Origin of the sequence: Lichenicoccus sp., from assembly GCF_965277665.1 — a bacterium.
Classification (GTDB): domain Bacteria; phylum Pseudomonadota; class Alphaproteobacteria; order Acetobacterales; family Acetobacteraceae; genus Lichenicoccus.
On the sequence record NZ_OZ255835.1, the window covers coordinates 3512478 to 3524375 of the forward strand.

Annotated in this window: 7 protein-coding genes; all 7 read right to left on the reverse strand. The window is 69.4% G+C overall.

Annotated elements, in window-relative coordinates; translation table 11 throughout:
* Positions 1 to 36: 36 nt before the first annotated feature.
* The 7 genes from ACQY4O_RS16430 to ACQY4O_RS16460 all read right to left on the reverse strand — a co-directional run bounded on the left by ACQY4O_RS16430 (position 37) and on the right by ACQY4O_RS16460 (position 11860).
* Positions 37 to 2943, reverse strand: coding sequence for a DNA translocase FtsK (locus tag ACQY4O_RS16430; protein WP_428377416.1), 2907 nt, complete (start codon positions 2941 to 2943; stop codon positions 37 to 39).
* A 59-nt stretch (positions 2944 to 3002) separates the two neighbouring features.
* Positions 3003 to 3803: a 4-hydroxy-2-oxoheptanedioate aldolase gene (hpaI, locus tag ACQY4O_RS16435; RefSeq protein ID WP_428377417.1), complete on the reverse strand. Its 801-nt coding sequence runs from the start codon at positions 3801 to 3803 to the stop codon at positions 3003 to 3005.
* Positions 3804 to 3885: 82 nt separating this feature from the next.
* Entirely contained in the window at positions 3886 to 7371 is a 3486-nt protein-coding gene (locus tag ACQY4O_RS16440) for a glycosyltransferase family protein (RefSeq protein ID WP_428377418.1), read from the reverse strand.
* Positions 7368 to 8327, reverse strand: a complete 960-nt coding sequence (locus ACQY4O_RS16445; protein ID WP_428377419.1) for a CgeB family protein — start codon at positions 8325 to 8327, stop codon at positions 7368 to 7370. Before ACQY4O_RS16445 ends, ACQY4O_RS16440 begins: the two co-directional genes overlap by 4 nt.
* Positions 8324 to 10945, reverse strand: coding sequence for a hypothetical protein (locus ACQY4O_RS16450; RefSeq protein ID WP_428377420.1), 2622 nt, complete (start codon positions 10943 to 10945; stop codon positions 8324 to 8326). Before ACQY4O_RS16450 ends, ACQY4O_RS16445 begins: the two co-directional genes overlap by 4 nt.
* Positions 10946 to 10993: 48 nt before the next feature.
* Complete coding sequence (locus ACQY4O_RS16455; RefSeq protein WP_428377421.1) at positions 10994 to 11368, reverse strand: hypothetical protein; 375 nt, start codon at positions 11366 to 11368, stop codon at positions 10994 to 10996.
* 285 nt (positions 11369 to 11653) lie between these two features.
* Positions 11654 to 11860: a cold-shock protein gene (locus tag ACQY4O_RS16460; RefSeq protein WP_321985101.1), complete on the reverse strand. Its 207-nt coding sequence runs from the start codon at positions 11858 to 11860 to the stop codon at positions 11654 to 11656.
* Between the last annotated feature and the right edge of the window lie 38 nt (positions 11861 to 11898).

Here is an 11898-nt window from a genome sequence, read left to right on the forward strand (position 1 = left end):
GGCAGATCGCAAGACCGGTCAAGGTCTCCGCCGCGCTCAATCCTCGGCGTCGCGACGCAGCAGCACCTCGCGCTTGCCGACATGGTTGGCGGGACCGACCATGCCCTCCTTCTCCATCTGCTCGATCAGCTTGGCGGCGCGGTTGTAGCCGATCGACAGGTGGCGCTGGATGAACGAGGTGGAGGCCTTGCCCTCGCGCGCCACCAGTGCCACGGCCTGGTCGAACAGCCCGGCCTCGCCGTCGAAATTGCCGCCGTTCAGGCCGTTTCCAGAAGCGCCGGTATTGCCGCCGCCCGACTGTGCGCCGACCGCATCCTCCTCGAACGGCGACGTCACGTCGTCGAGATAGGACGGCTCGCCCTGCTGGCGCAGGTGGCGCACCACGTCCTCGACCTCGGCATCGCCCACGAACGGGCCGTGCACGCGGGTGATGCGGCCGCCGCCCTGCATGTACAGCATGTCGCCCTGGCCCAGCAGCTGCTCGGCGCCCTGCTCGCCGAGGATGGTGCGGCTGTCGAACTTGCTGATCACCTGGAAGCTGATGCGGGTCGGGAAGTTGGCCTTGATGGTGCCGGTGATGACATCCACCGACGGCCGCTGCGTCGCCATGATGACGTGGATGCCGGCCGCGCGCGCCATCTGCGCCAGCCGCTGCACCGTGGTCTCGATCTCCTTGCCGGCAACCATCATCAGGTCGGCCATCTCGTCGATCATCACCACGATGTAGGGCAGGTTCTCCAGGGTGAGCGGCTGTTCCTCGAAGATCGGCTTGCCGGTCTCCGGGTCGAAGCCGGTCTGCACGCGGCGCATCAGCACCTCGCCGCGCTCGCGCGCGACCGCGACCCGCTCGTTGTAGCCGCCGATATTGCGTACGCCGAGCTGGCTCATGCCGCGATAGCGCCGCTCCATCTCGCGCACCGTCCATTTCAGCGCGGTCACCGCGCGGGCCGGCTCGGTCACCACTGGCGCCATCAGATGCGGGATGCCGTCATAGATCGACAATTCGAGCATCTTCGGGTCGATCAGGATCAGCCGGCACTCCTCGGGCGACAGCCGGTACAGCAGCGACAGGATCATCGCGTTCACCCCGACCGACTTGCCGGAGCCGGTGGTGCCGGCGATCAGCAGATGCGGCATGCGGGCGAGGTCGGCATAGACCGGGGCGCCGGAAATGTCCTTGCCGAGTGCGAGGCACAGGCGCGACGGGTTGGCGTGCCAGGCCTCGGAATCCAGCAGCTCCGAGAAATACACCGTCTCGCGTCGGGCGTTCGGCACCTCGATGCCGATCACGTTGCGGCCGGGCACGGTGGCGATGCGAACCGCCGTGACCGACAGCGAGCGCGCGATGTCGTCGGCGAGACCGATGACGCGCGCCGAGCGGATGCCGGGCGCCGGCTCGAGCTCGTACAATGTCACCACCGGGCCGGCATGGATCTCGCCGATCGCGCCCTGCACGCCGTAATCCGACAGCACCGTCTCCAGCAGCCGCGCATTGGCCTGCTGGCTTTCCGGCGACGGGCCGGTGGCGGCACGCGTCGGAGCGGCCTTCAGCAGGGAGAGCGGCGGCAGCGTCCAGCCGTCGGCGTCCGGTTCGGCGATGCGGCCTCGTGGCGTGGCCGGCTGCGGCGCGCGGGATGCGGCCGCCGCGTCGGCGGTGGAACGGGCCTGAGCGCCCGGGGCGCCGGTGGCAGCGGGCTCGCTACGGCCGCCGAGCAGCTTGCGTATCGACATCAGCGCGCCCTCCCGGAGCGGCACCGGCACCGGATCGCCGGCAGGCTGGCCGGCGGCTCGCCGCTCCCGGGCGGACGGCGCGGCGGGCGAGGCCGGCGCGGCTGCATCGGCGGCACGCCGGGCCGCGGCGCGGGCGGCCGCCGAGCGGAGCGGCAGGATCGGCACCTCGTCATGGTCGTCGCCGGCACCGGGCGGCAGCATGTAGCCGCCGCCCTGCAGCGACGGCCCGGCGCCGGATCCGGGCTGCAGGTTCGGCTCCCGCCGGTCGCGGGCGCTGCTCCGCGAGGATGCACCCGACGGCGGCACCACCGGGTCACGCCGCATCAGCGCCGCGTGGCCCATGCCGGTGCCCCCCGGCAGCCCGGCCTCCCGGGCGCGCACCGCGAACGGCGAGGGACCCGGTGACGCCCGGTCCAGCAGGTCGGCGTCGCGCATCGTGCCGTCACCAAAAACCTCCGGCCGGCGCCGTAGCCATGCCGGCAGCTCGAAACGGCGGCGGTCGGCGCGCGCGCGCCGGGGCCGCCGTGCGGGTGCGAACTCGTCCTGGCCTCCGAAGCGCAGGCTCGGGCGGGTGGAAAACCGCGCCGCCTGGCGCGCACCGCGCCCGGCCGCGCGCCATTCGCCGGCGGACAGGGCAAGCGAGAGCGGCGAGAGCACCAGGGCGAGCATGGCGCACAGCACCCAGGCGACCGGAGCGCCGGCCACGCCGAGCATGTCGTGTCCGGCCCTGAGCGCGATGCCGGCGAGCGACTGGCCGATCGCGCCGCCGAGCCCCGCCGGTCCGGGCCAGCGCAGCGCTGGCGTGTGCATCAGCACGGGCAGCGCCGACAGCGTCGCGGCGGCTGCGGGCAAGGCGCACAGCAGCGCGATCACCCGCAGGGCCAGGCTGCCGAGGCCACGATGCGAGCCGATCCGCCAGGCCCAGCCGAGCAGGGCGAGAGGCGGCAGCGCCGCGGCGAGGCCGAACCCCTGGATCAGCAGGTCGGCCAGGATGGCTCCGGGAGCGCCGGCGAGATTGGAGGGCGCCGCGCTGGTGGCGGTATCGAGCGAGGGGTCGCGCGCAGTGTAGCTCACCAGGGCGACCAGGGCGGTGATCGACGCCAGCGCAAGGCCGATCGCCAGCACTTCCGCGACGCGGCGCCTGGCGATCGCCTGCATGCGCGGAGAGGCCAGTCGTTCCGAGAAGAAGCGGCTGCCGAAGGCGACGGTCATCAGGCTGTATCCAGTGTGTTCCGGAGCTTACCTCAGACCAAGGGTGAGAAGGAACGGCTTCAGTAGGTTCGCGTGCCGGACGCTTCCGAGGACACCGCCCCATACCCGGCGGCCAGGGCGCTGCCGGAACGCGCGAGCAGGCCGACATCCGTGCCGACCGCCACGAAGCGCGCACCCAGCTCGATGTAGTGCCTGGCCAGCGCCTCGTCCCCCATCAGGATGCCGGGCGCCTTGCCGGCCCGGCTGATCCGGCGGATGGCGTCCTCGATGGCCGCCTGCACCGCGGGCGCGGTCGGGTTGTCGAGAAAGCCCAGCGACGCCGACAGGTCGGCCGGCCCGATGAACAGCCCGTCCACGCCGGGGGTAGCGGCGATCGCGTCGAGGTTGTCGAGGCCGAGGCGGGTCTCGATCTGCACCAGCAGGCAGATCTCCGCTCCCGCCGCATGCAGGTAGCCGGGCTGCCGGTCGAAGCGGGACGCGCGCGCGATTGCGGCGCCCACCCCGCGCACGCCCTCCGGCGGGTAGCGCGTGGCCGCGACCAGGGCGGCGGCCTGCTCGGCGGTCTCGACCATCGGCACCAGCAGCGTCTGGGCGCCGATATCCAGCAATTGCTTGATCATCCAGGTCTCGCCGACCGGCGGCCGCACCACCGGATGCGACGGGTAGGGCGCGATCGCCTGCAGCTGCGCCAGGATGGAGCGCAGGTCGTTCGGGGCATGCTCGCCATCGACCACCAGCCAGTCGAAGCCGGCGCCGGCGCAGATCTCCGCCGGGTAGGCGTCGGCGAGCGCCAGCCAGAGCCCGATCTGCGCACCCGGTTGCCGCAGGCGTGCCTTGAACGCATTCGGGATCGGCTGCATCGGGTCTCACCCTCGTCGCACTCGGAGCGGCAACCGGAGCAGAGCCGGCCAGCCTTGTCCAGCCAGCCTTGTCCAGCTCGGCTCAGGGAACCGTGGCCCGGCGCCTGCCGCCGGGCGCCGGCTCCGGCCGGGCCAGCGGCTTGCGAGCCGACGCGCGCCGGACCGCGATGATCGGCGCGGCATCCGGGGCCGCCCCGGCGAGCGCTGGGAGCGCCGGTTGCCAGCGACCGGACAGCACATCGAAGACCCGCGCGCTGCGCACCGGATCCGGCTCGACGAGGGTGCTGGCAGCAATCCGGCCGTCGCGTATCTCCAGCCGCCAGCCGGTGACCTGCAACGCCGCGAAGCCGGCGACGCTGTTGACCAGCACGCACTCGAAGCGGCCGTCGCGCCAGCCGCCGCCGCCCAGCGAAGCCCGCACGCGAAAGCCGGCGCACAGCGGGGCATCGGGGAAATGCGCCGGCAGGTCGCCGCGCAGTTCGCGTGGCGCCGGCAGCACGATCTGGATGCCCTGCTCCGGATCGACCAGAGCCACATACAGCCGGCCGGCGAGGCCGGCGCCGGGGGCGAACGCCCAGCCGTCGATGCCGAACCCGGTCGGGTCCGCTTCCCCGCTTATCTGACCGCCATTCTGGCCGCTGATCCGGTCGATATGGTGGCGCAGCCCCTGGTCGATCCGCCAGGCACCGGGCGCGACCGGCACCCGTGGCAGGCCCAGTCCGGGCTCCTCCCCGGTCTGCGCCGCGACCCGGTAGAAGGCCCGGGTGACGGCCTCGTTGGAGGGTGCCCGCTGGGCCGCGTCGACGATGCGGCCATCCTGCACCGTGACCGAGAGGCCGGTGAGGCAGAAGGCGGCGCGGTCGCCGAAGCTGTTGATGATCGCGACCAGGTAGCGTCCCTCGCACCATTTGCCGCGCAGCGTGAGGCACGCGGTGAAGCCCGACCGCCGAGGTGCCGTGGGAAAGCTCGCCATGATGTCGTCGCGCACGTCCCGCGACGCCGGACAGAAGATCACCGCCGCCTGCAGCCCGGGCGCGGCAGTCGCCTCGCCGACCAGCGCCAGTTGCACCTGGCCGTCGAAGCCGAGGTCGGGGACGAAGCTCCAGCCGCTCACCAGCAACTCGGCCGCCGGCGGGAAGCGGCCCTGCGCCAGCATCGCGGGCGCGACGCCGCAGACGGAATCGATATAGACCTCCGAGCCCTGCACATGGCTCCAGTCCTGGATCGACGCCGGCAGTTCCAGCCGTATGCCGGAACGCCGGCTGGGATCGAAGATGTGTCGCGGCGGCGCCAGGCTCTTCCAGGTGGCGTGCGGCAGCAGGTGCAGCTGGCCGGCATCGAGGCCCAGCCTGGCATCGCCCAGCGGGCGCGTTGCGGTCACCGAGCGATAGGTTTCCAGCAGCCGGGCCGCGTAGTCGGAGGCATCCGTCCACAGATGCGGGCCGAGTGCCGCGCGTATGGCGCGCCGCAAGGCCGGGCTCGCCCGCAGCAGTTCGAGCGTGTCGAGCACCGCGCTCGTATCGCCGACCCGCACCTTGAAGCCGTTGACGCCATGCTCCACCCGGTCGCCGAGCGCCCCGATATCGCTCACCACCGGGATCAGGCCCGCCTGCCAGATTTCCGAGAGTGAAATGCAGTAGGTCTCGGGCCAGATCGACAGGTGCAGCGCGACGTCGGCCTGTGCCAGCGGGCTGGTGTCGCCCGGCGCATAGCGTCCGTGGCAGGTGACGTTGGGCCGGTCCAGCCGTGCCAGCACCTCGGAATATTGCGCCTCCGCCGCGCCGAGCAGGTGGAACCGGAACAGCGCCGGGTTCGCCTCCTCGATCAGGCTCATCACCATGTCGGCGCCCTTGGCGCGCAGGAAATTGCCCACCACGGCGATCACCAGCCTGCCGTCCGGCGCGTCGGCATGGCGCCGCGGCACGTCGGCCGCAGCCCCGCGCGGCATCGGGATGCCGAGCACCAGGCGCCGGCGCCGCGCCAAGCCGGGATAGACCTGCAGCATCAGCCATTCGGAATAGGGCGTACCGAACAGGAACACGTCGATCGCGCTGATCACCTCGACCATGAAGGCGCGGCGCGTCTGCTGGGCGCCGGCAGGCAGGTCCTCGGCCTTGCGCAGGCAGATATCGCATGCGCTGATCGCCTTGTGGCCGATGTCGCAGAACACCTGGTCGTGGTTGAGCAGCGTGTAGCGCGAGCAGACCAGGAAGAAGTCATGCGCCGAGAACACCGTCCCGACCCCGCAGGCCTTGGCGATGATCGGCAGCGACGCCGCGTGATGCCCGAGATGCTGGAAATGCACGAGATCGAAGCCATACTGCCCGAGCACGTTGGCGAAGGCCGCCTCCTCGGCGGCGTCGGTCAGGCTGTCGAGCCAGCCGATCGGATGCATGTCGAAGCGCTCGAGAACAAGTCCTGCGCTGTCGACGAGCTGGCACTGGCCGTCCCGGCGCAGCCAGAACAGGATGTCGGCGTGGCGCTCCAGCATGGCGGCGACGGTCTGCTGGTAAACCTCGACACCGCCCCACTCGTTGCTGTGGATCGTGGAGTGCGTGCACATCAGCACGCGGAGCCGACGCGCGACGGCAGTCGAGGCTGCGGGCAGCGTCCGGACGCCGAAATTGCCCCCGGTGATCCCGCGCAGGGCTTGCAGCCGGTGCGTGTACAGCTGCGAGCTCAGCGCGCAGTCCTGCGCCGCGATCGCCTGCGATGCGCGCAGCAGCGGGTCATGCAGGAGGCGCCGCACGGCGCCAACGAGCGCCTCGCCGCTGCGCACGAGGTCGATGCCGTGCAGGGCTTCGAAGCGGCCGGACTGCATGGCATCGCCGCATTCGACGACCTGCGCCGTGCCGCTGCAGGCCAGCTCGAACAGGCGCGGGCCCGGTGCCGTCGCCTGGCCGATGTCGCCGTGGCTGGCGTATTCGCGGAACATGGTCAGCGTGACCCGGCTCGCATTGGCGAAGTCGATGAAAGAGGCGTGGCTGACCGGCCAGGGGATGGCGAGGCGCGCCAGATCGCCCGGCAGCGGCGGCAGGTATTCGTTGGTCGGGCAGACAAGCTTCAGTCGGGCATCGGGGAACGCGGTCAGGATGCGGCGCAGGCTGCGCACGCGGTTCGGCCACATGGTGCCGGCAAAGAAGATGTCGTAGTCGAGATCGGCATCCGGCTTGATGCTGCGGTGGTGGAACCGCAGGCTCGCCGCGAGCGGCATGTAGTGGCCCTTGGCGCCGTAGGCGGCGGTGCAGCTCGGGTCGTTGGTCAGGACGAAGTCGAACAGCGCGATGTTGCGAAGGTTGTAGTCCAGCATGAACGGATCCTCGAACAGCCAGAGGATCATCGTCGGGAAGGCATGCCGGACGCGGCGCAGCAGGCCCTCATGCAGCCTCTGGCCGTCGAGGCAGATCAGCACGTCATGCAGGCCGCCCGCCGCCAGCGGCGCCAGGGTGCGATTATCCGCCAGCACGACATCGGTGTTGCCGAACACCTGGCGCGCGGCATCCATCACCGCCAGCGTCAGGTACGCGTTCGGGTTGTGGGTGAAGTTCGTGTTGTAGATGACCGTCATGCCAGGCCGCTCGCCTTCAGCATCTCGACGACATGATACGCGCGATGGGCGTAGGTGTGCTCCGACAGCGCGCGTCGCTGGGCCAGTTCCGCGGTACACAACCCGCGTTCGTCGTCACCCAGATACGTCGAAAGCAGTTGCCCGAACTCGGTCTGGTTGGAAAAGCCAGGAACCTCGTCGGCGGTGAAGTACCTGCGTATTTCGTAGGTGTCCTCGTGGAAGAACTGGACCGTTCCCGCCAGCGCCGCCTCGAAGGTGCGGGGCCCCGGCGAGGACGGGGTGATCATGTAACGCCGGTTCTCGAAATGCAGGCTCCGGCCCAGGTTGAGCACGATCCGGGTCTGCCCGTAGAGGTCGATCAGCTGTTCGTTGCCGATCCGCCGATCGGAGAAGCCGTGGCCCAGCTTACCCCATCCCGGTCCGATAAAGCACAGGTTGAGGCCCGCGAGCGTCGCGCGCAGGTCGTCGACGATCTCCAGCCGGCTGGTGAATGCGACACCGCAGAACAGCACGTCGATCTGCTTACGGCGCTCCGCATCGATCGGGACGTAGTGCCGCTTGTGGCACCCGGCTAGCGGCAGGTGGAAGGCGTTCGGATGGGTGTAGAAATTCACCCCCCAGCGGTCGCACGAGAAGATCGCGTCGAAATCGTGCAGGATGCGGTAGTTGGCATCCTGCTCATACGGATCCTCGGTGGCCCAGAACAGGGTGGTCTTGCCCAGCCGATGCGCCTCCCGGGTGACTTCGCCGAAATACGTGCTCTCCGGCAGGTAGGAGCCGATGCCGATCACGAGGTCCGGCCCGGTCGCGGCGATCACCGCGGCGGCGCCGCTGATATTGGCGCTCATGACGTTGTCATGGCCGAGGCACTCGATCCAGCCATCCATGATGCAGCGTCGCACCTGGGCGTTGGCGTCGGACTCATGGCGCCCACCGCTGCAGATCAGCGCCTTCATCCGGCGTGCGCCTGCAGGATGTCGGTTTTCAAGCTGGCGGTTTTCAAGCTGGCGGCTTGCGCGAGGTAGGCCGACCAGCGCCCGACATAGTACTCGTAGCCGGACCGGTCGACGGCGAACCAGTGCCGCCAGGTCTGGAACACCGGGTCGTGGCACCGGTAGTCGGCGTCGTGCAGCAGGCGCAGGCTGGCTGCCGGCTTCGGGCCATGGAAGTGGACGATGCGGGCGCGCGGCTCCGCACCCCAATAAGGCTTCCAGTTATAGACCGGTGAGAGCGGGTCCCAGCGCTGGTTGTAGAAGAGCCTCAGCAGTTCCTGGTCGTAGCCGGCGACGCGCGCGAAGTTTTCGCACATGAACTCGATCAGCGCGGCGCGATCGCGCTTCAGGCGTGCGACATTGATGACCATGACGCCGCAATTCATGTCGTCGAAGAAGCTGCCGGTGCTGAATTGCGGGCCGGCTGCAAAGATCTCCGGCCGCAGGTGGTCGATGCCGACCGCCGCCTCGAACATCACGTCGCAGTCGGTATAGAGGACGAAGTCTTCCTCGTTTTCCAGTAGCCCTATATCGAGGCGCATGAACGCGCCGGCGGCGGTGTCCATGTAGTCCGGCCATTCCGGCTTCTGGAGCTGCTGCGCCGCCCGCAGCGCGGCATAAAAACCCAGGCGGTGCAGCCGCACGGTGACGCCGGCGGCGCCCATCTCGGCGGTGAACTCGTCCTCGATCCCGTCGTACAGCATGTGCGGGCGCAGGTCGGTATGCCTGCGCGCCGAGGCAACGGCGGCGCGGATGCAGTCGCGGAAGCCCTGGTCCGGGTCCGCGTCCAGCGTGGCCCGGGTGATTGCGAAATACCATTTCGCACCCGTCGCCGGTGCCAGCGGCGGGTCATGCTCGCGGGCGAACGCGATCACCTTCGCCGCCAGGCGTTGATAGACCAGCCGTTCGTAGTGCGTCGGGCCGATGAGGTCCTGCGGTGCCAGCACGAACTGGTCCATCGGCAGCATCGTCACCGACGGGAAGTCGGGCAGCACGTCGAGCAGCCAGCGGTTATGCTGCACATGCAGCCGGGCGAGGTCGTCCATGCCGGGAAACGGCCGCTCGCCCATCAGCAGCACCAGGATGCGGGTCGCCGCCGGAGCCGCGCCCAGGATGGCGCGGACGTTCTCCTTGAAGCCGGCTTCGTCGATGCGTCCGGCCGCCTCGAATTGGGTGCGCAGGGCGTCGATCGCCGCGGACGCCTCCGGGGTCGGCTGTCGGCTCTGCAGCTCTTCCGGCGGCAGCGTCATCAGGTTGGCATGACCCAGCGCCGCCGGCGAGAACGGCACCAGGTCGCGGGTCTGCCGGTTGCGGTAGAGCTCGTAATAGGCGTCGGCCCAGAAACTCAGCAGCCACACCGGCGCGGCCAGCAGGCCGGGCGACAGCGGCGCAAAATCGTCCTGTCGGTAGCCAAGTGCCAGCATCGGCTGCAGGCGGGCGTGCGAGATCCCATCGACGGCGTAGCGCAGGATCTGCGTGTGGTCGCGGCGTACCTCGATCCCGGCCCGGCTGGTGTTCAGGCGCAGGTGCAACTGGCCGGCCTGGATGTTGACGTAGTGTGCCACCGCTTCCAGGTCGCAGCCGCCGCCGATGAACATCGTGCCGACGCTGGGGGCAAGCGCACCGGCGGCGTGTTCGGGATCGTGCAGACTGATCCAGTCACAGGGCACGCTGTCGTCGTCGAGATCGGTCAGGACGTCGCCGGACAGCTTCAGGTTTGGGCGCCCAAGCCTGCGGTACAGCCAGGTCTCCACATACATGCCGAGGATGCGGCACGAGAAGCAGTAGTACGCGAGGTCCTGGAACGCGGCGCCGCGATGCTGCAGGAAGAAACCGACAAACCCATAGTCGCCGTACCGGTCGCGCACGCGCACGAGGCCGGCCTGGACGAAGAAGTGGCCCAGGTGGTCGCGGAGCGCGCTGCGGGCCGCCTCGATCGCCTCCGGCAGCCGCGCCTTGATGAAGTTGAGCTGGTTGGTGCGGTTGACCAGCTCGATCGCCCGGTCGAGATGGGCCTCGACATCGTGCTCGATCTCCACGGTGATGCCGCTGCCGCGCAGGAACTCATAGACGTCCGAGCCCGACGACGACAGGTCGGCATGCCGCGCCTGCAGCAGCCGGTACTGGGCCAGACGGGTCAGTGCGGCGTCGTCCTTGCCTGCGAAACGGGCATCGTCGAGCATCGCGCCGATGACGGTCTCGCCGGCGGTCAGCAGGCCGGGCACGAAATGCGCGGCTTCCTTGCGGTTCATCGGGTTGTCGTCGATGAACAGCACGGTCTCCGGCCTGAGCTGGATGGCACCGACCAGCGCCCGGATGCGCGGCCCTTTCGCCTCCCAGTTCACGCTCGGAAAGACGAAATACTCCCACAGGCCCCAGTCCGCGAGGATGCGCTGCACCGGCTCGAGGTCGTTCTTGGAGCAGATCGCACTCACGATGCCTCGGCCCGCGAGGGCCACGACGGTGCGCACTGCAACCTCGTTGCGGGTGATGCCGCCTTCGGTCAGGGTGCCGTGCCAGAAGGTCTCGTCGAGGTCCCAGATGACGAGCCTGATGCCTTCCGGCGCGAGTGCTCCCGACATGCAGATGGACCTCCGCGGGGAAATTCTTTCCCCGGCAGTTCGCGTTTCCTACACGATACGGTGCCGTTTCGCGACTGCTTCCGTATCGACAAGGGATTTCCTCGCTGCCGGCCCGCTTGCAAACACGCACGCAAAGCACCGCAGGACGGTATCCTCGTCGCAGCGCCCGCGTGCGATTGCCACCACGCCGCTATCGGCGATCTGCGTGCGCGTGTCCGACAGCTGGAAGCCGGCTGCGCCGTTGACACGGACGATGATGCCGATCGCGTAATGGCCGTCTGCCCACTTGCCGCGCAGGGCGATGCCGGCGCTGAAGCCGGAGTGCAGCGTCGCATCCGCGAATCGCGCCTGCACGTCCGCCCGTGAAAGGCGCTGCGCGTCGAGGAAGATCACATGCGCGCCGCCCTGCCGGATCAGGCACACGGTGGCCTGGGCCGCCTGGCTGCGCGTGCGCGCAGTTGAGCCGGTTGCGCCCTCTTGATCAGGACTGGTGTCGCATCACGTGGCGCGCGCTGTCACGAATGATCCGAAGCCGGCGTGCGCTGGGGACGCCGCATCCCGGTCAGCCGGGCGTCGGTCCGGCTGCTTGCCTCTGCGCCAACCTTGGCTAACCGGGCCAACCTTGGTTAGCCGGATTGAAAGCTGCCGCAAACCAGCGGCAGGAATGCTGCCGCGGACGGGCCGTCGGCAGCATGCCCCGTCGTGACCTCAATCGGCCTTCAGGTTCACCGCAGAGATGCGGCCCTTCTGGCCGGATTCCAGGTCGAAGCTGACCTTCTGTCCGTCATTGAGGCTGCTCCAGCCGGCGCGCTCGACCGCCGAGATGTGCACGAACACATCGCTGGAGCCGTCGCTGGGCTGGATGAAGCCGAAACCCTTGGTCGCGTTGAACCATTTCACGGTGCCGCTTGGCATGATCCGTTCTCCTGAAATTCGGAGGCCGTCACGGTGAC

What these genes read in the sequence shown, in the direction of transcription:
- ACQY4O_RS16450 (WP_428377420.1), bottom strand. Translation starts at nt 10,945, where the DNA reads ATGTCGGGAGCACTCGCGCCGGAAGGCATCAGGCTCGTCATCTGGGAC.
- ACQY4O_RS16440 (WP_428377418.1), bottom strand. Translation starts at nt 7,371, where the DNA reads ATGACGGTCATCTACAACACGAACTTCACCCACAACCCGAACGCGTAC.
- ACQY4O_RS16445 (WP_428377419.1), bottom strand. Translation starts at nt 8,327, where the DNA reads ATGAAGGCGCTGATCTGCAGCGGTGGGCGCCATGAGTCCGACGCCAAC.
- ACQY4O_RS16430 (WP_428377416.1), bottom strand. Translation starts at nt 2,943, where the DNA reads ATGACCGTCGCCTTCGGCAGCCGCTTCTTCTCGGAACGACTGGCCTCT.
- hpaI (WP_428377417.1), bottom strand. Translation starts at nt 3,803, where the DNA reads ATGCAGCCGATCCCGAATGCGTTCAAGGCACGCCTGCGGCAACCGGGT.
- ACQY4O_RS16460 (WP_321985101.1), bottom strand. Translation starts at nt 11,860, where the DNA reads ATGCCAAGCGGCACCGTGAAATGGTTCAACGCGACCAAGGGTTTCGGC.